This window comes from Polaromonas sp. CG_9.5 (genome assembly GCF_035984465.1).
Lineage (GTDB): Bacteria > Pseudomonadota > Gammaproteobacteria > Burkholderiales > Burkholderiaceae_C > Polaromonas.
Window position 1 is genome coordinate 253,229 of record NZ_JAXCHR010000002.1, and the last position, 23,225, is coordinate 276,453.

Sequence of the window (23,225 nt, forward strand, 5' to 3'; positions counted from 1 at the left end):
CACTCCATGCATGACCAGGACGCGGCGTCCATCGTCGCCTGCATTCCCAACCTGCGTCGCTATGCCCGCGGGTTGGTAGCCGATGCGACTTTGGCCGACGATCTTGTGCAGGACACCCTGGAGCGGGCGTGGGGCCGATTTTCGCTGTGGCACCGACGGGGAGACATTCGCGCCTGGATGTTTAGCATCATGCACAACCACTTCATCGACTCAGTACGCAGCGCAAAGCGGCGGCAGGAGGACGCCGTCGGGAATGATCTGCCTGAGCATCCGCAAAGAGCCTGTCATGCAGATGGCCTGGAGGTTCGCGATCTGGAAAGCGCTTTGCAGCGCCTCCCTGCAGAACAACGCGAAGTGCTCTTGCTGATAGGGGTTGAGGAGATGAGCTATGCCGAGGCGGCCACAGTGACCGGGGTACCCATCGGCACGATCATGTCCAGGCTTGCGCGAGGCCGTGAGAAGTTGCGCCAAGAACTGCAAGGGCGCGAGCCGCTGGGCCAAGCGGTTGCGCCACTGCGCAGGATCAAATGACATGACATTATTTCGTCCCACCTCCCTTCCCGGAAACGGCTCCACGCCCGTGACCGAAGCTGATCTGCACGCCTACGCCGACGGCCTGTTGCCGCCTACCCGGCACGTGGAAGTCGACGCGTTCCTGAACCTGCACCCGTCGGAGCGCCAACGGGTAGACGACTGGCTCGCGCAGAATCGAGCGCTCAAGCAGTGGCTCGACCCGGTCCTCAGCGAGCCACTGCCGCTGCGACTGCCACTGGAACCCGCAACGGCAGCTTCCTGGCGTGATTGGCCTTGGCGCTCCTTGGCAGCGGGCGTTGCCATCGCGGTCATTAGCACGAGTTCGGCCTGGTGGGCGCGCGGCGCCTACGATGGCAACATGCAGCGAAGCGCCATCCTGGCCACTGCTACTCAGGCCGGAGCGCTCCAGGGTTTTGCACACCGCGCGGCGATAGCCCACGTGGTCTACAGCCCTGATGTACGTCGACCCGTCGAGGTTAAAGCTGACGATGAGCAGGCGCTTGTTACCTGGCTCACCAAGCGCATGGGTGCAGAAGTTCGGCCACCTGATCTGCAGGCGCTGGGCTACAGCCTGGTGGGTGGCAGACTGCTCCCTGGTGACAAAGGCCCGGTCGCCCAATTCATGTTTGAGCGGGCCCAAGGCGAGCGTCTTACGCTGTACGTCACCCGCGAAGATGCGGGTCGTGAGACCGCTTTCAAGTTCGGCCAGGACGGGCCCATCAACGTTTTCTACTGGGTGGACAAGGATTTCGGCTACGCCCTCTCATCAAACGCCAGCCGCTCGGAGATGCTGCGGGTGGCCGAGGCTGTTTACCGGCAGCTCGAAAGCAAGAAGTAGCGCCCGGCTACCACTGCCCAAATACCCGCACAGGTGGTCAAGGCGTCTGTCAAAGATCGGTGGGAAAGGTGTAAGCAGCCAGAACGGCTGCTGGTTGCCCTACCACCAAAGCAATCTGGTCGTGCGCCCGTAGCGGCAAGGCACGTACATCGGCAAACTGCATTTTTCCGTTGACTTAGATCCGGACCGGTCCCTTGAGGCCAGCGACGTTGCCAGCCGTCAGCGGTTGGCCCCACACGTCGAAGAAATTACCCAAGGTATAGACCCGATCGTTAGGCGATTCAACATGGAGAATACCGCTCGCATCGTGGGTGTGCAACCAATAGTAGCCCTGGCCCCCACCGACGAATCCATTCGCGATGCGCAGCGGCGGTAGGATGCCGATTCCCCGAGGTACCGCGATCTGCTCACCCTTGTAGTAGATGGCCAGATGCGCATGGACGTGCGTTTTGAGCATTTCCTGGCTTGAGCCTTCAATGCCGTCGACCGTCTGCCCGTGGCCTCCACGCGCCGTGTTGCCATCCGCAAAGACGGCTTTGCCCAGTTGGCCGCCCTGCTTGAGCAGCGTCGCAACTTGCGAAGGAAGGCCGGACGGGGTCTCATCGGCGCCAGCTGCTGCAACAGTGACGTAGGTCACCAGGGTGGCCGAAAGCGCCAGCGCGCGAAAAATAGGGGTAGTCATAAAGCAAAAATTAAAAGTAAGAGCAAGCCAGTCGAAACAGCTGGATTCGTATCGGGCCAAACGAAAGCTGTCGCGTCAGGAGTCAGGTAGCAAGTGGGGCCAGTTGACCGTCATGCTGCGTTCTGGCTCCAGGCACTGCACCAGTCCGTTGCCGTAACCTGCTTGCCGGAAAAAATAAGGGTGACTTACTGCTTGAGCACGAAAGCAGCGAGTGCCTTCAACTCTTCAGGCTTCAAGGCAGCGAACGGCGGCATGGCTGCGCTGCCCCATTTGCCAGTGCTGCCTGCACGAATGCTGGCCTCCAGCGTTGCTTGCGCCTGGGAATCTGACTTGTACTTCAAGGCGATGTCGTGGTAAGCAGGGCCCACGATTTTTTGGGTTAGTCCGTGGCAACTCAGGCATGCATTGTTGTTGAGTAGTGCCTGAACATCAACCTTGGCAGCGCTTGCCGGTGCCACGGACGTCTGTGCAGGCAAGCTCGGGGATGAAACAGCATTTGACGTCGCGATGATGGCCGGATCGCTGGCCTTCGCCGATCCGTAGGCGACCGCCAGATAGGCGCCTAGCTGCTTGACCTCGACGTCGCTGATTGGTGCGCCGTAGGTGCGTTGCATCTTGGCCATTTCTGCCGTCCATTGCGTCTGGTTCATTCCCGGTGGCTGATAGGCGATGTAGTCGGCCGAATGGCAGATAGCGCATTTCTGCGCAGCGATGGCGAAGCCAGGTAGCGGTGAGGAGCGCAACTTCACCGCTTCGGCTGGCAACTGAATCTCACGCGGAGCTGCAATGGCGCTCATGACGCCAAAGCTGGTGAAGATCAAGGCCGCGAAGGCGGGTGCGGCGAGGTGGGCGATACGTTTCATGGCAAGCACCTCAGGCAATGGTGACGGGAGTCGACTCGACCACGTGACGGCGATAGCCACCCGGGTTCCAGTCGGCAATAGCGGGCTGGACTTCGCCTTTGTGGTTGGTGGCGCGCACCATCAGCACCGCCTTGCCCCGGCGTTCAAACCGGACCGGCAAGCGCCATTCGCGAAAAGAGAAGCGGCCCAGGTCGTGGCCCAGCGCAGCAGTTTTCCAGCGACGTCCGCCGTCGACAGACACCTCCACGGTCTTGATGCCGGCACCGTCATCGAACGCGATGCCTTTGAGCTCCACGCTGCGTCCGGCAGGTAACTGGCCGCCCGCCGCCACGCTGGTGATAAAGCTGCGTACCGGCAGGGTCGAAATCGGTCGCGTCTTGGCCACCGCCGAACCCGGCACCACACACTGGCAGTCGTTGTCGGGCACGCGATAGGCGGTCGTCATGAACAAGGCATCATGTCCGTCGAATACATGATCGATCACCTCTATTTCCGAGAGATGCTTGACCCAGTACGTGCCGAAGTAGCCCGGCACGATGAGCTTGACCGGGTAGCCGTTGAGGAACGGCAGGTCTTTTCCGTTCATGCTCCACGCCAGCATCGGCTCGTCCTGCAACGCGTGCTCGATGTCCAGCGCCTTGCGAAAGTCGGAGGTTACCGGAAGCACCGGCGTATCGAGGCCATTGAACGTGACCTGCCGGGCCCCGGCAGCCACGCCCGCTTTCTCGAGTATCTTGCGCAACGGCACACCAACCCACCGCGCATTACCCATCGCACCATTGGCAAGCTGTGCACCGAACACGCGCGGTGACGAGTACCCGCGACTGTTTCCGGAGCACTGGTTGACAGCAACGACTTCCACAGGCGCGGCCAATGCCTTCAGGTCTGCCAACGAGAGGTTCAGTGGCGTGTTGACTTTTCCCTTGACGGTGAGCCGGTACGTGGCAGGGTCGACCGCCAGCGGGATATTGGCCAGGTGATAGCGCACAAAAAAGGCATCGTTGGCTGTGATGGGGCCTTCATTGAAGACCGAGAACGGCGTCTCCAGATGCGGTGGCCGGGTGGTCACGCGTATCAACGGACGCTTCTGCGGGTAGGTCACCAGCGGGCGCGGGCCGTCTGCGAAGGTCACGCCCTCACCGGTATCGCGGGCGGTCGCCAGCACGCTGAGTGGCGACGCACCCAGAGCCAGAAGACCGGCACCCTGGACGAATCTTCGACGGGACGACGCGCTCTGAGAGTCTTGGTGCGCAGCAGGTGTGGTATCGCGGTTTGATCTCATGTTATGTCTCCATCTATTAGAAAAATATAGTGAAGATTCAAGGCGCCGTCCATCCCCATTTGACGAAAATTGCTTGTCCTGCCGGAGACTTCAGGTAGTCCACAAACGCCTTCGCATGCGGTTCTGCGCCGCCGCGACGCGTGATGACGACACCCACATCGCGGTAGATACGAAAAGGCTCGTCCATCGGCACGAGTTGCGCCAAGTCCGGGTTGGACACCTGCCAGATGTTCCAGATCAGCCAAGCGTCGATCTCCGGCTGCTGGGTCCACTGCTTGCGGGCTTCAGCACTGTTGGCGGCTTCGGGCAGCAACAGGTTCTTGCGGAACGCGCGGACCAGGCCGATATCGCCCGTCCTGCCAGCAATATCCTCCCAGAGGCCGGTTTGCCCAGCACCGGCCACTGCCAGCACCTTGATGCCAGGCTTCAGCAAATCGCGAAAGCCCTGGATGTGCTGCGGATTTCCGGGACGTACCAGGATCGCTACAGGCCGCAGGTACAGTGGCTCGGCCGCCGCCAAATCGAACGTACCGGGCAGGGCTTTGGCGAAATCGCTCATCATATTTTCAGCGCCGCTGAACACCACGTCGGCGTCTTGCTTCGCCTGGGCCGACCACTGACCGGTAGGCCCGGCGGTCACGTTGACATCAACTCCGTGAAGAAGGCCGAAGCTCTTGGCCGCCTCTTTCATCGCGGGCGCCGGACCGCCCGGACCATAGACATTGAGCGTAGCGGCGAATCCGGGCGCTGCGGCTGCAAGGGAAAGAGTCAGCAACGCCAGTGTGCGGCGCGCAAAAAGAGAGATCGCAAAGTTCATGTCGTACTCATTTCGTTGATGGAATCGCCGACGCGGCGACGGTTATTTCAGGGAAAGAAACGTTGCCAATCGTAGGCGCAGCTCGGGCTTTTTTGAATGATTCATCGTGGTAGACGCTGGCAACACGCCGAATATTCCGATGCAGGCTCATCCAAGCAGATAAGTAATGCCTGCATTGATGGCGAAGCCGCCGCATACCAGCCAAACGAACAGCACGGCGGCCAGTGCAAGGGGTTTCATGCCGGCTTTGCGGATGGCTGATACATGGGTGGTCAGGCCGAGCCCGGCCATGGCCATGGCGAGCAAGACGGTATCGGCGTCCGTCACGTGGCGGACTACGGCAGCGGGTAGCAAGGCCAGTGAATTGAGACCTGCGACCGCCACGAACCCCAACGCGAACCAGGGAATCACAATGCCGGCTTTCTTGCCGTCGGCCAGTGCGCTGGCTTTGTGTTCTGGCGTTCGTGACAGATAGGCCGAAAGGATAATGAGGAACGGGGCGAGCATCATCACCCGCACCATCTTGGCGATGACGGCGGTGTTGGCCGCCTGCTCGCTGATGACGCGCCCTGCGGCCACCACCTGGGCGACCTCATGTATGGTCGAACCTGCAAACACACCGTAGGCTGAGGGCGACAAATCAATCAGGTGGTACTGCGCGTTGAGGTGGTAGAGCACGGGATAGAGAAAAATTGCCGTCGTGCCGAAAACCACCACCGTTGCCACCGCCACCATGACCTGCTCGGCACGACCTCGCACCACGGGCTCTGCTGCCATCACAGCGGCTGCACCACAGATGGAACTGCCAGCGCCGATCAGCATGGCGGTCTTGCTGTCCAGGCCAAACACTTTGGTGCCGAGAAAGCAGGCAAGCCCGAAGGTGCTGCACAGCACCGTGGCGTCAATCGCCACGCCAGCCCAGCCTACATTGCCGATGTCCTGGAAAGTCAAGCGCAGGCCGTACAGGATGATGCCCAGTCGCAGCAGGTTGGCCTTGGAAAACGTCACGCCGTCACCGGCGACTGCGCCCATGCGCGCATAGACGGTATTGCCAACCACCATGCCCAGCACAATGGCCAAGGTCAGTGCGCTGATGCCGTTGGCTTGCAGCCAGCCTATGTTTCCCATCTGGATCGACACCAGCGCGATGGCACCCGTCAGCGCGAGGCCTGGCAGCAGCTTGCGCAAACGCGCAACTGTAGGAGTTCCCCCCTTTGCCGTGGTGGCAGGTAGGGGGTTCAGATGTGCAGCAGCGGTGTTCATCGCGTTCTCCCTGGCGTTGTTATTTGAAGGCATGAACGTATTTTGAGCCGAAGCAGTCTATCTGACAAACGGGTAATTCAGCTAACATCTACCTTTAAAACAGATAACAGGACACCTGTATGCGTCTGACCTTGCGTCAATTGCTCATTTTTACGGCGGTCGCCGACACCGGCAGTACCACTGCTGCGGGGGTAAGCGTCTCGCTGTCCCAGTCAGCCACCAGCGGCGCACTGAACGAATTGGAAAGCCTGCTCGGCACGCAACTGTTTGACCGCATCGGCAAGCGGTTGCTGCTCAACGACAACGGTCGCGCATTGCTGCCCCAAGCCCGAGCCTTACTGGACGGTGTGCAGGAGATCGAAAACCACTTCGGGCTTGGCGGCAGCGGCGCCACAACTGCGCCTATGGCGACCCGCCTTCGCGTGGGTGCCAGCACGACCATTGGCAATTACTTGCTGCCGGCACTGGTGGCCAGCTACTTGAAGGCATGGCCTGGCACGGCAGTCGATGTGGTGATTGGGAACACGCGCGACGTGGCCGAATCGGTGGCCCGTCTCGAAGTCGACATGGGGCTGATTGAGGGGCCTTGCCGCGAAGCAGAGGTTCGCGCAGAAGCCTGGCTGGAAGACGAGCTGGTCATCGTGGCCGCGCCCACGCATGCACTGGCACAGGGCGCTGCGGAGGCTCGCGTACCCCTGAAATCTCTGCGCGAAACACGGTGGCTACTAAGAGAGCCGGGCTCGGGCACACGTGAAGCGGTGGAGCATGCCTTGCTGCCGCACCTGCACCACATGAACGACGCCATGCAGCTTGGCAGTACAGAAGCCATCAAACAGGCGGCGGCAGAAGGACTCGGGCTGGCGTGTTTGTCGTTGTGCGCGGTGCAGGACTTGTTGACGCTGTCCCGACTGGTCGTGTTGCGAACCACCCTGCCCCGACTGACGCGCCGCTTCTATCTGGTTCATCACCGCCAGAAGCGTTTGTCCGGCAATCTCCAACGCTTCGTGGCGCACTGCGAGCAAATGGAGCTGGAATGACCATAAGTGCCAACGAATCACGCGCCGAGTTAGCCTGAGCTGAACATGCGCATGGGGCCAATCTGCGCTTTTCCCGCTGGAGAAGACGCCTCAGCCTCGCAGCGAAACTATCGGCATTACAGATTTTTTTCCGCATGGACTATCACCGGGCGACACTGGCTATGGCCGCCCGTACCCGCGCCCGCGCCCGCGCCGCTGCCATTGACAAAGAACCGCGCTTCAACGAGCACGCCGCTTTGACGGTGGACTCCGACTTTCAGATTTGAGCCGGAAGCGCCAAGCAGGAAGGCTGTGACGAACAAGCATTGGCCTTTACGCGGCATGGCTCACTGGCAGCTTTATCAGTCGCAATTCGAGACAGGTCAAGCAGGCACGCCGCAAACAGCGTGAGCTGTCAGCCTGTGCATTTGGTGCGAAAAATCACTTCTCCACTGGAAATTTACACCACCCGGATTTCTTCACGCTCCGGTGCAGTCCTGCTTTTGGCTGCCACTGCCACTACTACTGCCAGCGAACTGTCGTGGTAGATATGATTGAAATTGATGGGCAACAACAAACTACTTTTAAGGGTGCCGCTGCTTTCAATCCGGTACTGAGGCCTGGGCATGATGGGCTCCGTGTCGAAAATTGCCTCCTCCTTCAACCGTCCAGTCGACAGCCGGCGTCAGCCCTGCCGGCAAAGTCAAAATAACGTCCAAGTCTTGCGCTTTTTCGATTGGAATTTGTGGTGTAGCGGTTACGAAGCCGTATCGTAAGCACTATGTTTTTCAGGGAAAAGTCTCCACTCGTAATTTTCAGAGGTTGGGTTGCGGGAACAGGCCTGCGGCTTCAGCGGGATACACACTGACCAGCGGACATGAATTCAGGCCATGACCACGGCGCACCCAGCGAAACACAACGCTTAACGTCGCATGTCACCCATGCAGCGCCCTGACCGGCTTGCCCAGAGGCAAGGTAAGACAAAATCCATCTGCCAAAGTGACTGTCGCGGACGGTATGAAAGGGTGACGCAAGCCGCCACATGTTGCGGGCTTTTTGAACACTTGCAAAGGAAAACGATGCACATTTTGTGGACTTATGTGCGGCCGCACCGCGCGCTTGCCGCGCTGGCGCTGCTGCTGGCGGCCATCAGCCAGGTGCTGGCGCTGGTCGATCCCATCATCTTTGGCCGGATCATCGACGACTACGCCATCGGGGGTGCCGGCAAGACCGAAGCCGAACTGGTGTCGGGCGTGCTGTCGCTGTTGGGGCTGGCAGTCGGCGTCGCCGTGCTGTCGCGGCTGGCCAAGACATTGCAGGACTATGCAACGCGGCTGCTGGTGCAGAAGTTCGGCACGCAAATCTTCAACGACGGGCTGCGCCAGGTGCTGCGCCTGAAATACCAGGAATTCGAGGATTTGCGCAGTGGCGAAACACTGGCGCTGCTGCAAAAAGTGCGTGCCGACAGCGAGCGCTTTATCAACGCCTTCATCAACACGCTGTTCGCCGCCGTCGTCGGCATTGCGTTCCTGACCTGGTATTCGGTGACCAAGCACTGGCTGCTGGTGCCGGTGTTTTTGATCGGCGTGCTGCTAATGGGCGGGCTGACCGGGCTGCTGAGCCGCGAGATCAAGACCCAGCAACGCTCCATCGTGCGCGAGACCAACCGCAACTCGGGCTTTATCACCGAGTCGCTGCGCAACATTGAACTGATCAAGAGCCTGGGCCTGACCTTTCCCGAAATCCGGCGGCTGCAGGCGCAGACGATGAAAATATTCGCGCTGGAGATGAAAAAAGTCAGGCGCATCCGGCTGCTGTCCTTTTTGCAGGGCAGCACGCTGAGCCTGCTCAAGCTGGCGATTTTGTTTGCCTTGCTGTGGCTGATTTTTCGTGATGTGCTGAGCACCGGCGAGCTGATCGCCATGCAGTTCATCTCGGTGGCGATTTTTGCGCCCTTGCAGGAACTGGGCAACGTAATCGTCGCCTACCGGGAAGTCGATGCGTCGCTGCTGAACTTTGATGCGCTGATGAAAAAGCCGGTCGAGCGGCGACCCGAGTTGCCAGTGAAGATCGGGCCGGTCACGTCAGTGCACTTTACCGATGTCAGCTTTCGCCACAAGGGCGCTGCCGACAACGCGCTGGAGTCGCTGTCGTTTTCAGCCGGCCTGGGCGACACCATTGCCTTTGTCGGCCCGTCGGGCTCGGGCAAGTCCACGCTGGTCAAGTTATTGGTCGGCCTGTACACGCCGGCCAGCGGCCAGGTGTTCTACAACGGCATCACCACCCGCGACCTGCGCTACAACGAGGTGCGGCGGCAAATCGGCTTTGTGACGCAGGAAACGCATCTGTTCGCCGGCACACTGCGCGAGAACCTGCAGTTCGTCAAACCCGACGCGACCGACGACGAAATCATTGCCGCCATGGAAAAGGCCTCGTGTGCCTACCTGCTGGCCAAATCGCCCGAGGGACTGGACCTGGTCATCGGCGAGATGGGCATGAAGCTCTCGGGCGGCGAAAAGCAGCGGCTGTCGATTGCCCGCGCCTTGATCCGCCATCCGCGCCTGTTGATTTTTGACGAGGCCACGTCGGCGCTGGACTCGATCACCGAGGAGCAAATCACCCGCACCGTGCGCCAGCTGTCGGCGAGCAGCAGCCGCATCACGCTGTTGATTGCGCACCGGCTGTCGACCATCATGCATGCCAACACCATTTTTGTGCTGGAAAAAGGCAGCATCGTGGAAAGCGGCAGCCATGCCGAACTGCTGGAAGCTAAAGGGCTGTACTACGCGATGTGGCGCCAGCAGATTGGTGAGCGGCCGAGCCGGCATGTCCCGGAATCGATGGAGGATTAAAGCGGGTTGGTTTGGGCCTGCAAACCACGGTTTATGCATCAAACATGCCGCTTGCGCATAACTGGCGGGCGCTAGCAGCTATTGATTCAGTAGCAAAATCTGTCAGGCGCCTTTCACGCCATCAGGGGAATGCCGCGCTACGGCTGCGCCATGCGCACCCGGCGCGCGGCTTCTTCGGCGCTGGCGTCGTCAATCTCGCGCAGCACGCCGCCCAGGTCCACCGGCCCGGTCTTGCGCTTGAAATGGCCGGTCAATACCGTGTCGGGGTAGAGCACGCCGCGCTGGTACAAATCCCACATCTCGTTGCCGTAGTCGATCTTCAGCAAATCGGGCGCGAAACGGCCAAAGAAATTGCGCAGATTCGCCACGTCGCGCAGCAGCATGCGGTTGGCGTGGTTGTTGCCGGCGGCGTCTACTGCTTGCGGCAGGTCGATGATGACCGGGCCGTCTTCGGCCAGCAAAATATTGAACTCGGACAGGTCGCCGTGGACGACGCCAGCGCACAGCATGCGGATGACTTCAATAATCAAACTGGCATGGTGGCGGCGCGCGTCTTCGGGCGTGAAATCAACGTCGTTCAGGCGCGGCGCGGCGTCACCGTTGGCGTCGGTCACCAGTTCCATCAGCAACACGCCGTCGCAAAAGTTGTACGGCTGGGGCACGCGCACGCCGGCGTCGGCCAGCTTGTACAGCGCATCGACCTCGGCGCTTTGCCAGGCGGCTTCGCTGGCCTGGCGGCCAAACTTCGTGCCCTTGGCCATCGCGCGGGCTTGGCGGCTGTTCTTGACCTTGCGGTTTTCGGTGTAGTCAACCGCCTGGCGAAAGCTGCGCTGGTCGGCTTCCTTGTAGATTTTGGCGCAGCGGGTGTCATCGCCGCAGCGAACCACATAGACCATCGCTTCCTTGCCGCTCATGAGCTGGCGGACGACGGTATCGATCAGGCCCTCTTCAACGAGGGATTGGAGTCTTGGAGGTGCTTTCATCAGTTGACTTCCCGAGAAACCCCGGCCTTCAGGCCGGGGAGGTAGAGGGCGGCAGCGAAGCTGTCGAAAGGATTGTTGAATTTACACATTTTGTATAAAGTAGGTGAGTGGAAATCAAGCGCGCTTACCGATTCCGGTTTTACCCAACGCCCGAGCAGGAAGTGATGCTGGCCCGGACGTTTGGCTGTGCGCGCTTTGCCTACAACCACATGCTTCGGCTGCGCACCGATGCGTGGTTCAAGGAACAGAAAAAGGTCGGTTACCACGAAACCTCCGCTGCGCTGACGGCTTTAAAAAAGCAGCCCGAGTTTGCGTGGCTGAACGAAGTCAGTTCGGTGCCGGTGCAGCAGGCGCTGCGCCACCTGCAGACGGCTTTCGGAAATTTTTTTGCCAAGCGCGCCCAGTACCCGACGTTCAAATCAAAGCACGACCGGCAGGCCGCCGAATACACCAGTAGCGCCTTCAAGTGGGACGGCAAGACTTTGAAGCTGGCCAAGATGGATGCACCGCTGGCTATTCGTTGGTCACGCACTCTGCCCAAAGCGGCCAAGCTGACCACGGCCACGGTGTCCAAAGATGCAGCAGGCCGGTATTTTGTCTCGCTGCTGTGCAATGACACGGTAGAGGTCAAGCCCGCCGTAGTCGGAAAAATCGGCATCGATCTGGGGTTGACCCATTTCGCCATTTTCTCGACCGGCGAGAAGGTGGCCGCACCCAACACGTTTCGCAAGAACGAAGCCCAACTCGTCAAGCTCCAGCGCCGCTTGGCGAAAAAACAAAAAGGATCAAAAAACCGCATCAAGGCGGCATGCAAAGTCGCCAGACTGCACGCTAAAACGGCAGACGCCCGCAAGGATTTTCTGCACAAACTCTCAACCCGGCTGGTCAACGAAAACCAAGTGATCGCCGTCGAAAGCCTTGCCGTCGCCAACATGAAAAAGAACCACTGCTTGGCCAAATCCATCTCAGATGCGGGCTGGGCGGAGTTTGTGCGGCAGTTAGCGTACAAATCACGCTGGTACGGGCGAGAGCTGGTGGGCATTGACCGCTGGTATCCGTCGAGCAAGCGCTGCTCAGACTGCGGATATACCACCGTCAACATGCCATTGAAGGTGCGCGAATGGACCTGCCCGGAATGTGGATCAACCCACGACCGGGACATCAACGCAGCGCGTAATATTTTGGCCGCCGGACTGGCGGTGTCAGCCCTTGGAGAGTCTGTAAATCCTGTCGGCATTTAGGTGCTTTCGGGTTGGATTCGGTGAATTGGGAATCCCCTTCCTTTAGGGAGGGGAGCAGTCAAGCCTGCCATTGTGCCCGGCAAAAATTCCAGGCAGCCGCACTGAAAAACCACACTAGACGACTGGTCTAATTTAGCCGGTAGACTCCAGCCCATGAGCAACGAGCACACGGATGTCAAGCAGCACATCCTCGACACGGGACGCAGCATTATTTTGGGCAAGGGGTTCTCGGCGGTCGGACTGAACGAAATCCTGGCCACGGCCCGGGTGCCCAAGGGCTCGTTCTACCATTACTTCAAATCCAAGGAAGCCTTTGGCGAAGCGCTGGTCGACAGCTATATGCGGGACTACCTTATCCACGTTGAACAGCTGCTCCAGCCCGACGGAACGCCGGCCGCAGAGCGCCTGCTGCGCTACTGGCAAAGCTGGACGCGCACCGGCGACGGCCAGACCACCGAATGCAACTGCCTGGTCGTGAAGCTGAGCGGCGAGGTGTCGGACATGTCCGAAGCCATGCGCGTGGCCTTGCTGCGCGGCACCAACCAGATTATTGAACGGCTGGGCCAGTGCATTGCAGAAGGCTTGGCGGACAGTTCGCTGTCCAGTGACTTTGATGCCCACCAGACGGCGCTGTCGCTGTACGAGTTGTGGCTGGGTGCGGCCCTGCTGACCAAAGTACGGCGCGAACGCAGCGCGATGGACGCCGCCATGACCGCCACGTTGGGCTTGCTGAAACTGCCACGGCAGAGCGCCGCCTGAGTTTTTTTACCCACCATCCGGCCCGCACGGCGCCCGCCCTGCGTGCCATTTTTTTTCACAACTATTAGCCGACTGGTCTAATTCAGGAGATACGCATGCAGAGTTTTGAGTTTTACAACCCCACCCAAATCGTTTTCGGACCTGACAAGGTCGCCGAGCTGGCCAACCTGGTGCCCGCCAGCGCCAAAGTGCTGATTCTGTACGGCGGCGCCAGTGCCGAGAAGACCGGCACGCTGGCCGAAGTCAGGGCCGCGCTGGGTGAGCGCGTGGTGCAGGAGTTTGGCGGCATCGAACCGAATCCAACCTACGAAACGCTGATGAAAGCGGTCGAGCAGGTCAAGCATGAAAAGATCGACTTTTTGCTGGCCGTTGGCGGCGGCTCGGTGATTGACGGCACCAAGTTTGTCGCAGCAGCCGCTTGCTTTGACGGCGATGCGTGGGACATCTTGCTTAAGCACGGTAGCAACGTGACCCGCACCCTGCCCTTTGGCACGGTGCTGACCTTGCCCGCCACGGGGTCGGAAATGAACAACGGCGCGGTCGTGACCCGCAAGGCCACGCACACCAAGCTGGCTTTCTCGAGCCGCCACGTGTTTCCGGTGTTCTCGGTGCTCGACCCAACCAAGACCTTCACGCTGCCCACCAAGCAGATCGCCAACGGCATCGTCGATGCATTTGTCCACACCGTCGAGCAGTACATGACCTACCCGGTGCAGGGCCTGGCGCAAGACCGCTTTGCCGAAGGCCTGCTGCAAACGCTGATTGAAATTGCCCCCAAGGCGCTGGCGGAACCGGAAGACTACGACACGCGCGCCAATTTGATGTGGACCGCTACGCTGGCGCTTAATGGGCTGATCGGTGCCGGTGTGCCGCAGGACTGGGCCACGCACATGATCGGCCACGAACTGACGGCGCTGTATGGCATCGACCATGCGCGCACGCTGGCCATCGTGCTGCCTTCGCTGCTCAATGTGCAGCGCAAGACCAAACGCGCCAAGCTGCTGCAATACGCCGAGCGCGTCTGGCACATCACCAGCGGCACCGACGACGAGCGGATTGACGCGGCCATCGCCCGCACCCGCGCGTTTTTTGAAAGCGTGGGCATCAGCACCCGCCTGTCGGGCTACGACCTCGGCAGCGAAGCGGTCGATGCGGTGGTCAAGCAACTTGAAAGCCACGGCATGACCAGCCTGGGCGAACACAAGGACATCACGCCGCAAGTCAGCCGGACGATTCTGGAAGCGGCGCTGTAAGGCGCTGGCGTTCCTGCGGTCACTGCGAACGTCTGAAACCCGCAGCCCGGACTGTTGTACCAGCACTCTTGGCAAAAACAGCCTCATTTTTATTCCTTAACCCAGAAAATCCCAATGCTGAAAAAACTCCTCGCCCCCCTGAAGATGGGCAACACCACGCTGCCCAACCGCGTCGTCATGGCGCCGCTGACCCGCTCGCGGGCCGGCCAGCCGGGCGACATCCCTACTGCCCTCAATACCGAGTACTACACCCAGCGCGCCAGTGCCGGCCTGATCGTCACCGAAGCCACCCAGGTGTCGCGCCAAGGCCAGGGTTACGCCCTGACGCCCGGCATTTACACCGATGCCCAGGAAGCCGGCTGGACCGACGTAGTGAAAGCCGTGCATGCCAATTACGGCCATATTTCGCTGCAGCTCTGGCACGTGGGCCGCGTCTCGCATTCGCTGCTGCAGGAAAACGGTGCGGCCCCGGTCGCGCCGTCAGCGCTGATTGCCGAAGGCGCACAGTGCTTCGTGATCCAGCCCGATGGCAAGCAAGAAAACGTGCCGACCGAAATGCCGCGCGCGCTGGCAACTGAAGAGCTGCCCGGCATCGTCGCGCAATACCGCCAGGCGGCAGAGCGCGGCCAGCGGGCCGGCTTTGACTTTCTGGAAGTGCATGCGGCCAATGGCTATCTGCTGCAGCAGTTCTTGTCGACCAACAGCAACCAGCGTACCGACGCCTACGGCGGCAGCCTGGAAAACCGCGCCCGCCTGACGCTCGAAGTGCTTGATGCGGTGATTGAAGTCATCGGCGCCAAGCAGGTCGGCGTGCGCATGTCGCCGCATTTCGTGGCGCAAGGCATCAACGACGCCGAGGCCGAAGCCAGCGCGCTGTACCTGGCCAACGCCTTCAGCGAACGCGGCATTGCTTATTTGCACATTGCCGAACCCGACTGGGCCGGTGGCCCCGAACTGAGCGACGCCTTCCGCGCGCAGCTTCGCGCGGCCTTCAACGGCGCGCTGATTTTCTGCGGCGGCTACACCGCAGCCGATGCCGAAGCGCTGATTGAGCAAGGCACGGCTGACGCCGTCGCCTTTGGCCGGCCCTTTATTGCCAACCCTGATCTGGTTGCGCGTTTCCGCCAGGGCGCGGCACTCAACAAACCCGACCGCACGACGTTCTACGGCGGCGGCGCACACGGTTACACCGATTACCCGACGCTGGACTTGCCGCAGGCGTAAAACACGCGCGCCGCAAGCTGCTATTAAATAAATAGCTGCTTGTGCCCGTGGTACTTGCGCAAAAGCAATTTTTCATTGATAAACAGTTGCCGTTCAGCCATTTTGACCTCACCCACTGCCCGTTCCTGCCCCGGCTGAGCCAGGAAACGGCGCAAAAAAGGACATGACATGAAAATTCTGATGGTTCTCACCTCGCACGACCAGCTCGGCAACACCGGCAAGAAAACCGGCTTCTGGCTGGAAGAATTTGCCGCGCCTTATTACGCCTTCAAGGATGCGGGCGCCGACGTGACGCTGGTGTCGCCCAAAGGCGGCCAGCCGCCGCTCGACCCGAAAAGCGATGAGCCGGACGCACAAACCGATTCCACGCGCCGCTTCAAGGCCGACGCCGCTGCGCAGGCCGCACTGGCCCACACCGGCAAGCTGTCGGAAGTGTCAGGCGATGGCTTTGACGCGCTGTTTTACCCCGGCGGCCACGGCCCGCTGTGGGATTTGGCCGAAGACGCCGATTCGATCAAATTGATCGAATCCATGGCCGCTGCCGGCAAAACGGTGTCTGCCGTTTGCCATGCGCCCGGCGTGCTGCGCCATGTGAAAGCCGCCGACGGCTCACCGCTGGTCAAGGGCAAGAAAGTCACCGGCTTTACCAACACCGAAGAAGCCGGCGTGCAACTGACCGACATCGTGCCTTTCCTGGTTGAAGATATGCTGGTGAAAAACGGCGGTCACTACAGCAAGGGCGCGGACTGGCAGTCGTATGTCGTCACCGACGGCAAGCTGATCACCGGCCAGAACCCGGCCTCGTCAGAAGCGGCAGCGCTGGCCGTGGTGCGCCAGCTCAAGGGCGAATAAGTCACGCAATACCCTACGGGCGCGCAGCTTGACCGCCGATGGTCAGGCATGCCGCCCACGGCTTTAATAGTCTGTCTGTCAACCGATCAAAAAGGAAACCATGGCCTACCAAAGTACCAATCCCTACAACGGAAAAGTCCTGCAGAAATTTGACGAAATCAACGATGCCGCGCTGGAAGAAAAACTCAGCCAAGCGTCTAGTTGTTTTGAAAACGAATGGCGCGCCAAAAGCTTTGCCGAGCGCTCGGCCGTGCTGGCTCGCGCCGCCGCCATCCTGCGCGAGCGCCCGCAAGAGTTTGCCGAGCTGATCACGCTGGAAATGGGCAAGCTGCTGCCGCAAAGCCTGGGCGAGGTTGCTTTGAGCGCGGCCATTCTTGATTACTACGCCGAGCATGCCGAGGCCTTTTTGGCGCCTGAAAAAATCGCCACGCCCAAGGGCGAAGCGATGGTCGAAAGCAGCCCCATCGGCGTGCTGTTTGGCGTCGAGCCGTGGAACTACCCGTACTACCAGATCGCCCGCTTTGCCGCGCCCAACCTGATGGCCGGCAACGTGGTGATGATCAAGCACGCGTCGAGCGTGCCGCAGTGCGCGCTGGCCTGGGAGCGGCTGATGCTTGAAGCCGGTGCACCCGCTGGCGCTTACACCAACCTGTTCATCTCCAAGGACCAGGTGGCGCAGGTGATTGACGACGTGCGTATTCGCGCCGTGGCGCTGACCGGCAGCGAAGCCGCCGGTGCCGTGGTGGCCGCACGAGCCGGACAAAACCTGAAGAAAACGACGATGGAACTTGGCGGCAGCGACGCCTTCATCGTGCTGGACGACGCCGACCTCGACAAGGCCGTCAAGCATGCCGTCAGCGGCCGCATGAGCAATTCAGGCCAGGCCTGCACCGCGTCCAAGCGTTTCATCGTGGTCGAATCAATGGCGGACGGTTTCCTGAAGAAATTCCAGGCGGCGCTGGAAAACTTCAAGCCCGGCGACCCGATGGACAAGCAGACCACGCTGGCACCGCTGTCCTCTAGCGAAGCCCTGAAGAACCTGATCGGCCAGGTGGACGAGGCAGTCGCTGGCGGCGCACGCGTGCTGATGGGCGGCAAACGCATTGAAGGCCATGAAGGCGCTTTCATGCAGCCGACCGTGCTGGCCGACATCGACAAAGGCAACCCGGCGTACATGCAGGAGTTCTTTGGCCCGGTGGCGCTGTTCTTCCGCGTCGCCGACGAAGATGCGGCTGTGGCGCTGGCCAATGATTCACCGTTTGGCCTAGGCGGCTCGGTGTTTACGCAGGACATTGAGCGCGGCAAGCGCGTGGCGCGGCGCATCGACACCGGCATGGTGTTCATCAACTCGGGCGCTGCATCGTCGCCGGAACTGCCGTTTGGCGGCGTGAAGAATTCAGGCTATGGCCGCGAGCTGTCAGGCGCGGGCATCCAGGAATTCGTGAACAAAAAACTGATCCGGGTCAGTTGAGTTTGAGCGGCTGCTGACGCGGCCAGTCAGCGGTTTCAGCCGTTGCGGGCCACGAAAGCCCGCTTCAAAATCGCTATCAACTGCGTAGCAATAAAACCCCGTGTGGCATGCGCCACGCGGGGTTTTTACTTGTTTTCCGGAAAAAGAAGAGGCCAGCAACGCGCATCACCGCCGAGCAAATCCAGATTGTCCAGCTGCGGCTTGTCGCAGGGCGCGGCATCGAACACATGGGCCACGGTGGCAGCCGCCGGAGAAAAATAGGCCATCACTTCGCATTGCAAGCGCCCCTCGGATTCGTAGCGGGTGAACACCGCCATGTCCAGCGGCTCACCGGCCAGCACGAAAAGCGGGCCAAACGTGTCTTTCACCTGATCCATGACGCTGTAAGCCCAGACACCGTCACCCAGATTTTTTGAATACCACGAAACACTCATTTTGACGGCTCCTGCAAACAGCATGAGAACACCACGCAACCACCGGCACGCTGCGCCCTGCCCAACGCAGTGGGACTGGCGCTGCGATTTTTGTTCATGGCTGGATTAGACACCCCGCCGCAGTGCATGCAGCTGGCAGGGATTGAATCCGGACAAGCGCCAGTGCGCTGCAAAACGCCGTACAGCTTTTCCTGCGCTGTTCGTCAATATGAACGTGGCGCGTCAGTTTTACGCGCGTGGCGGTTGGCGCCGAGCGCTGAAAGCCGCATGAATTGCGATTGGGGCAGTGGCGTCAATGGCCGCGTGGCATTTTGGCGCGTCAGATTGCCCATTGGTGCGCCCGGGGGCTTATACCGCAATGTCGGTTACCCCTGCCTGCCCTTCAAACCGTTTGGTTTCCTACACTTGGCCGCTCGCAAGCATCCATTCACCCCAAGAAAGACAGCCCCATGCCGCTTCATTCCGACAATCACCCATCCGCCAACCTGGCTCCCCACGAACTGGCCGCGATGCGCATGGCGATTGCCGCCTCCCGCGAGGCGCTTGACGCCGGCAACCAGCCTTATGGCGCGACGCTGGTGTCAGCCAGTGGCGAGGTTTTGCAGGTGGCGGGCAACACGCAAGTGACCAGCGGCGACGGCATGGCGCACGCCGAAGTCGTTGCGGTGCGCGAGGTCACGGCGCGCCTGGGCGCGGATGCCGTCAAGGGCAGCACGGTCTACGCCAGCGGCGAGCCGTGCGCCATGTGTACCGGCGTGATGTTCTGGGCTGGCGTGCAGCGCGTGGTGTATGGCGCGACCAATCCGCAAATGTCGGCCCTGTTTGGTGGCGAGTCGCTGCCGATCCGCTGCGTTGAAGTGGTGGCGGGTGCCTCGCCTGCGATGCAGGTCGATGGCCCGGTGCTGGGAGACGAAGCCATGGCGGTGCTGCACGAAGCCGCAGCGCGCCGCAGCCGCTGAACGTCCTACTTGCTCCCCTGAATCCTGAGCGCCGGCAACGGCTTTAATCGCTGCCAGCGCCTTCGCTCGACATCGGGCGATTGGCAGCGGGAAGCGCCTTGGCCACATCGCTGGCCGCATCCGACAGCAGCTTACGAAACCAGCGGTGTGCCGCCGCATGGTGCGAGCGCTCGTGCCAGAGCTGGTAAAAGCGCATGCGCGGAAAGTCAAATGGCGGGCTTGAAACCGTCAGCGGCATGCTGCGCGCAAAGTGTTCGGCAAAGTGGCGTCCGGTGGTGAACACCAGGTCGGTGTTCACCAGCAAGTGCGGCGCCAGCTCAAAGTAAGGCACTGTCACGCGGGCATCGCGCGCCACGCGCTGGTTGGCCAGATAGGTGTCCACCACGCCCCGCTGAGATTGCGAATACGGCAGCGGCACCAGGTGACGCGCTGCCAGATATTGTTCGCGCGTCATGCCGCCGGCACGCGGGTCGTTGCGGTTCATCAGGCAGACGACGTCGTCTTCCAGCAGCACCGACAGGTGCAGCTGCTGCGGCGGTTGCGGCCAGTTGCCAATCACCACATCAAGCTCGCCCGTGGCCAGTGCGCTTTCATAGTCAAACACCGCGCCCAGCGGCTGCACCACCAGCCGGGCACGGGGCGCTGCCCGGCAAAAGCGTTCTACCGCCCCGGCCAGAAAGGTGGTCACGATGAAATCGGGCGAGCCCAGGCGAAAGGTCTGCAGGCTGGAGGCTGGATCGAACGCTTCGGCACCGGTCAGCATCGCGTCAATCTCGCCCAGCGCGCGCCGCGCCTGCTCGCGCAGCACCAAGGCGCGGTCGGTGGGCGCCATGCCGCCTTTTTCGCGCACCAGAAGCGGGTCGCCAAAGACCTCGCGCAAGCGCTTCAGGGCACTGCTGATGGCGGGCTGCGACTGGTTAAGGCGGATGGCGGTGCGCGAGACGTTGCGCTCGGTTACCAGCGTCACCAGCACGCGCAGCAGGTAGCTGTCCACCGGGTCGGCAAGGCGGCTCATGGCGCGGTGGCAGTAGTCATCAAGGCATGTTATTCGATTCTGCTATGACATTCATAACAACAGGGGTGCGCATTATTGAAGGCTTGTTCTTAGACTGGGGCCACCTGTCGCAACGCGCTGTGCCCCCAGGCGCCGATGCGACAGATGCAGGCTTTTCAAGCCTGGCTTAACCACTATTACACGGAGACAAGCATGAGCACTGCAACCATTGCCCTGCCCGCCGACCAAGCCCCCGCAAAGACGGAACTGGACGGCATTTACAAGAAAATTTTTATGCGGTTGATTCCGTTTTTGATGATGCTGTGGATTCTGGCCTGGCTGGACCGCGTCAACATCGGCTTCGTCAAGCTGACGATGCTGGACGACCTGAAATGGAGCGAAGCCATCTACGGGCTGGGTGCCGGCATCTTTTTTCTGGGCTACTTTTTCTTTGAAGTGCCCAGCAACCTGCTGCTGCAAAAAATCGGCGCCAAAAAAACCATCATGCGCATCACGATTGGCTGGGGCCTGACCAGCATCGCCATGATGTTTGTCAAAACGTCAGGCATGTTTTATTTCCTGCGCTTTTTGCTGGGCGTGTTTGAGGCCGGCTTCTACCCCGGCATCATCTTGTACCTGACCTTCTGGTTCCCCAACGACCGCCGCGCCAAGGCGTTTGGCATGTTCATGTCAGCCTCGGCTTTCGCCGGTGTGATTGGCGGGCCGCTGGCAGGCACCATCATGACGCAGCTGAACGGCGTCAACGGCTGGGCTGGCTGGCAGTGGGTGTTCCTGATCGAAGGCATTCCTTCGGTGCTGGCCGGCATCGCCACTTATTTCTACCTGACCGACAAACCCGAGCAGGCCCATTGGCTGACCGAGCGCGAACGCAAGCTGGTGCACGCCGATCTGGAGCGCGACTCGGCCGCAATGGGCCACCGCGAGCACAGCCTGCTGGCTTCGCTGAAGGACGGAAAAATCTGGCTGATGATTGCGATTTATTTCTGCATCATCGCCGCCAACTCGTCGCTGACGTTTTACGGCCCGACGCTGGTCAAGGAAGTCGGCTTCACCAGCCCGATGGCGGTCGGCTGGATCATGGCTGCCGCCTACCTGTGCGGCGCGGCCGGCATGATTTTCAACGGCATCCATTCCGACAAACACCAGGAATCGCGCTACCACTGTGGCCTGGCCGCCGCCCTGGGTTCAGTCTCGCTGCTGGTGATTGCCTTGCTGCTCAAAACCAGCCCCTTGCTGACCCTGGTGATGCTGGCACTGGCCATCGTCGGCACCATGAGCGCCATTCCGGTGTTCTGGCAGATGCCCAACCGGTTCCTGTCGGGTGCTGCGGCCGCTGGCGGCGTGGCGCTGATCAACTCGGTCGCCAACCTGGCCGGTTTTGGCGCACCGTGGATGCTGGGCGTCATCAAGACCTCGACGGGCCAACTGACCACCGGCCTGTACGTGGTGGCGGCGTTCGAGATCTGCGCGACGATTTTGATTCTGATGTTCGTTCCGCGCATTCAAAAAACCGTGGCGGCCACCAAAGCCACTTTTCATTGAATCCCCCTGACAAGACTGGATGACCCGACATGACTGACACCACACAGGCGCTCGACCTCGACGCCGTCAACACCCTGCAGCAAGACGACTTTGTGGCCGCATTCGGCAGCACCTTCGAGCATTCGCCCTGGGTGGCCCAAGGGGCGTGGGCGGCAAGGCCGTTTGCGACTATTGATGATTTGCATGGCGCCATGATCGGCGTGGTGCGCACAGCGCCGCGCGACACGCAAATCGCTTTTTTGTGCGGCCACCCTGAACTGGCCGGCAAAGAGGCCGAGGCCGGCACGATGACCACCGAGTCGGTGGGCGAGCAGGCCAGCGCCGGCCTCAATGCGCTGAGCAAGAACGAGGTTGGCGAGCTGCGCCAGCTCAACCAGCGTTACCTCGACCGCCACAGTTTCCCGTTCATCATTGCCGTGCGGCGCTACAGCAAGAACGAGATTTTTGACCAGCTGCGCACCCGCATCGAAAGAGACAGCGACACTGAACTGAGTGAAGCCCTGTCGCAGATCGGCACCATCACGCGCCTGCGCGTGCAAGCCAAGCTGGCGGCCTGAAAGCCCAGGCGTCTGCGCCTGTATCAGCAAAGTCTGAAAAGGCCGCTTGACTTCAGCCTTGAAGGTGGAGGGCTGGGGCAAAGCATTTGACTGACCCGCAAAGAAGGCAAGACATCAAGCATTCTTTGCTACTTTATTAATAGCTGGAGGCGCTTGTGCAGACTGCACAAGCGCCTCTTTTCATGGATAAATCAGCGGTTTTCCGGCCAGAACGCATGCAGCCCGGCAGCCTGCAGATTAGGGCCATCTTCAGGCGGCAACGCCGCTCAGGTCGTCGGATCGGCAGCCCGCCCCAACGCCGCCACCAGATTGGACTGGGTGATGATGCCAACCAATTTTTTTTCTTCGTCAAGGATCGGAATGTGGTGGTGACCGGTCGTGCCAAACAGCGGCACCAGGTCCACCAGATGCTGCTGCATGCCGGCGACTTGCACGTTGCGCATCATGACGTGCTCCACGACCTCGGGTTTTTTTGAGTAAATGCGGCGCGTGGCGTTGATGAGCTTTTTCAGCTTGCCGTCAAAACCTTCGTACACATCCAGATCGGCTGCGCGCAAAAAATCGGCCAGCGTGATGATGCCGACCACCCGCATATCGCTGTCCACCACGGGCAGCGCCCTGATGCGGTGCGTGCGCAGCAGCGCCCAGGCGTCGCGCAAAGGCGTCTGCAGCGTCACGGTAATCAGCTTGCGCGTAAGCGTCCGCCCAGTACCCGTATTGAAATTCAAGACTCAGTCTGGTGGAGCCACTGGTTGATTTCGGCCACGTCGAATGCGGCAGGGTCAAAC

The 23,225-nt window shown here is 60.7% G+C and carries 24 protein-coding genes; 14 read left to right on the plus strand and 10 right to left on the minus strand.

Annotated elements, in window-relative coordinates; genetic code table 11:
- Positions 1-6: 6 nt before the first annotated feature.
- Complete coding sequence (locus tag RCH06_RS02750) at positions 7-531, plus strand: RNA polymerase sigma factor (protein WP_327079893.1); 525 nt, start codon at positions 7-9, stop codon at positions 529-531.
- Between the two features lies 1 nt (position 532).
- Positions 533-1,372, plus strand: coding sequence for an anti-sigma factor family protein (locus RCH06_RS02755; RefSeq protein WP_327079894.1), 840 nt, complete (start codon positions 533-535; stop codon positions 1,370-1,372).
- A gap of 175 nt (positions 1,373-1,547) precedes the next feature.
- On the opposite strand, the gene RCH06_RS02760 is transcribed toward RCH06_RS02755, so the two are convergent.
- The 5 genes from RCH06_RS02760 to RCH06_RS02780 all read right to left on the minus strand — a co-directional run bounded on the left by RCH06_RS02760 (position 1,548) and on the right by RCH06_RS02780 (position 6,279).
- Complete coding sequence (locus tag RCH06_RS02760; protein WP_327079895.1) at positions 1,548-2,054, minus strand: hypothetical protein; 507 nt, start codon at positions 2,052-2,054, stop codon at positions 1,548-1,550.
- A 185-nt stretch (positions 2,055-2,239) separates the two neighbouring features.
- Positions 2,240-2,917: a SorB family sulfite dehydrogenase c-type cytochrome subunit gene (gene sorB, locus RCH06_RS02765; RefSeq protein ID WP_327079896.1), complete on the minus strand. Its 678-nt coding sequence runs from the start codon at positions 2,915-2,917 to the stop codon at positions 2,240-2,242.
- A gap of 10 nt (positions 2,918-2,927) precedes the next feature.
- Positions 2,928-4,199: a SorA family sulfite dehydrogenase catalytic subunit gene (gene sorA / locus RCH06_RS02770; RefSeq protein WP_327079897.1), complete on the minus strand. Its 1,272-nt coding sequence runs from the start codon at positions 4,197-4,199 to the stop codon at positions 2,928-2,930.
- Between the two features lie 37 nt (positions 4,200-4,236).
- On the minus strand, positions 4,237-5,016 hold the full coding sequence (locus tag RCH06_RS02775) for a substrate-binding domain-containing protein (RefSeq protein WP_327079898.1): 780 nt from the start codon (positions 5,014-5,016) through the stop codon (positions 4,237-4,239).
- Positions 5,017-5,163: 147 nt separating this feature from the next.
- Positions 5,164-6,279, minus strand: a complete 1,116-nt coding sequence (locus RCH06_RS02780; protein ID WP_327079899.1) for a YeiH family protein — start codon at positions 6,277-6,279, stop codon at positions 5,164-5,166.
- A 119-nt stretch (positions 6,280-6,398) separates the two neighbouring features.
- Here RCH06_RS02780 and RCH06_RS02785 point away from each other — a divergent pair, with 119 nt between their 5' ends.
- Both RCH06_RS02785 and RCH06_RS02790 read left to right on the plus strand, forming a co-directional pair.
- The gene (locus RCH06_RS02785) at positions 6,399-7,316 is read left to right on the plus strand and encodes a LysR family transcriptional regulator (protein ID WP_327079900.1); all 918 of its coding nucleotides are present in this window, start codon (positions 6,399-6,401) and stop codon (positions 7,314-7,316) included.
- Between the two features lie 134 nt (positions 7,317-7,450).
- Positions 7,451-7,582, plus strand: a complete 132-nt coding sequence (locus tag RCH06_RS02790) for a hypothetical protein (RefSeq protein ID WP_327079901.1) — start codon at positions 7,451-7,453, stop codon at positions 7,580-7,582.
- A 173-nt stretch (positions 7,583-7,755) separates the two neighbouring features.
- Here the strand turns inward: RCH06_RS02790 and RCH06_RS02795 are convergent, their stop codons facing one another.
- On the minus strand, positions 7,756-7,923 hold the full coding sequence (locus RCH06_RS02795) for a hypothetical protein (protein ID WP_327079902.1): 168 nt from the start codon (positions 7,921-7,923) through the stop codon (positions 7,756-7,758).
- A gap of 451 nt (positions 7,924-8,374) precedes the next feature.
- On the opposite strand from RCH06_RS02795, the gene RCH06_RS02800 reads away from it, so the two are divergent.
- Entirely contained in the window at positions 8,375-10,147 is a 1,773-nt protein-coding gene (locus RCH06_RS02800; RefSeq protein WP_327079903.1) for an ABC transporter ATP-binding protein, read from the plus strand.
- A gap of 137 nt (positions 10,148-10,284) precedes the next feature.
- Here RCH06_RS02800 and RCH06_RS02805 read toward each other — a convergent pair whose 3' ends face one another.
- Positions 10,285-11,130, minus strand: a complete 846-nt coding sequence (locus RCH06_RS02805; protein ID WP_327079904.1) for a PA4780 family RIO1-like protein kinase — start codon at positions 11,128-11,130, stop codon at positions 10,285-10,287.
- Between the two features lie 107 nt (positions 11,131-11,237).
- Here RCH06_RS02805 and RCH06_RS02810 point away from each other — a divergent pair, with 107 nt between their 5' ends.
- From RCH06_RS02810 to RCH06_RS02835, 6 genes are all read left to right on the plus strand, one after another.
- The gene (locus tag RCH06_RS02810) at positions 11,238-12,371 is read left to right on the plus strand and encodes an RNA-guided endonuclease InsQ/TnpB family protein (RefSeq protein ID WP_327079905.1); all 1,134 of its coding nucleotides are present in this window, start codon (positions 11,238-11,240) and stop codon (positions 12,369-12,371) included.
- Between the two features lie 153 nt (positions 12,372-12,524).
- The gene (locus RCH06_RS02815; protein WP_327079906.1) at positions 12,525-13,130 is read left to right on the plus strand and encodes a TetR/AcrR family transcriptional regulator; all 606 of its coding nucleotides are present in this window, start codon (positions 12,525-12,527) and stop codon (positions 13,128-13,130) included.
- Positions 13,131-13,225: 95 nt separating this feature from the next.
- Positions 13,226-14,383, plus strand: coding sequence for an iron-containing alcohol dehydrogenase (locus RCH06_RS02820; RefSeq protein WP_327079907.1), 1,158 nt, complete (start codon positions 13,226-13,228; stop codon positions 14,381-14,383).
- A gap of 114 nt (positions 14,384-14,497) precedes the next feature.
- Positions 14,498-15,607 (plus strand): alkene reductase, encoded by a 1,110-nt coding sequence (locus RCH06_RS02825; RefSeq protein ID WP_327079908.1) that lies wholly within the window; start codon positions 14,498-14,500, stop codon positions 15,605-15,607.
- 168 nt (positions 15,608-15,775) lie between these two features.
- A complete protein-coding gene (locus RCH06_RS02830) occupies positions 15,776-16,459 on the plus strand; it encodes a type 1 glutamine amidotransferase domain-containing protein (protein ID WP_327079909.1) in 684 nt (227 codons plus the stop codon).
- Between the two features lie 100 nt (positions 16,460-16,559).
- A complete protein-coding gene (locus RCH06_RS02835; RefSeq protein ID WP_327079910.1) occupies positions 16,560-17,930 on the plus strand; it encodes an NAD-dependent succinate-semialdehyde dehydrogenase in 1,371 nt (456 codons plus the stop codon).
- A gap of 125 nt (positions 17,931-18,055) precedes the next feature.
- On the opposite strand, the gene RCH06_RS02840 is transcribed toward RCH06_RS02835, so the two are convergent.
- Entirely contained in the window at positions 18,056-18,364 is a 309-nt protein-coding gene (locus RCH06_RS02840; RefSeq protein WP_327079911.1) for a hypothetical protein, read from the minus strand.
- A gap of 449 nt (positions 18,365-18,813) precedes the next feature.
- On the opposite strand from RCH06_RS02840, the gene RCH06_RS02845 reads away from it, so the two are divergent.
- Positions 18,814-19,323: a nucleoside deaminase gene (locus tag RCH06_RS02845; protein ID WP_327079912.1), complete on the plus strand. Its 510-nt coding sequence runs from the start codon at positions 18,814-18,816 to the stop codon at positions 19,321-19,323.
- A gap of 43 nt (positions 19,324-19,366) precedes the next feature.
- On the opposite strand, the gene RCH06_RS02850 is transcribed toward RCH06_RS02845, so the two are convergent.
- Positions 19,367-20,338 (minus strand): LysR family transcriptional regulator, encoded by a 972-nt coding sequence (locus RCH06_RS02850; protein ID WP_327079913.1) that lies wholly within the window; start codon positions 20,336-20,338, stop codon positions 19,367-19,369.
- Positions 20,339-20,530: 192 nt separating this feature from the next.
- On the opposite strand from RCH06_RS02850, the gene RCH06_RS02855 reads away from it, so the two are divergent.
- Positions 20,531-21,880 (plus strand): MFS transporter, encoded by a 1,350-nt coding sequence (locus RCH06_RS02855; RefSeq protein WP_327079914.1) that lies wholly within the window; start codon positions 20,531-20,533, stop codon positions 21,878-21,880.
- Between the two features lie 29 nt (positions 21,881-21,909).
- Entirely contained in the window at positions 21,910-22,437 is a 528-nt protein-coding gene (gene uraD / locus RCH06_RS02860) for a 2-oxo-4-hydroxy-4-carboxy-5-ureidoimidazoline decarboxylase (protein WP_327079915.1), read from the plus strand.
- A gap of 266 nt (positions 22,438-22,703) precedes the next feature.
- On the opposite strand, the gene RCH06_RS02865 is transcribed toward uraD, so the two are convergent.
- On the minus strand, positions 22,704-23,165 hold the full coding sequence (locus RCH06_RS02865; protein WP_327079916.1) for a CBS domain-containing protein: 462 nt from the start codon (positions 23,163-23,165) through the stop codon (positions 22,704-22,706).
- Positions 23,166-23,225: the final 60 nt, after the last annotated feature.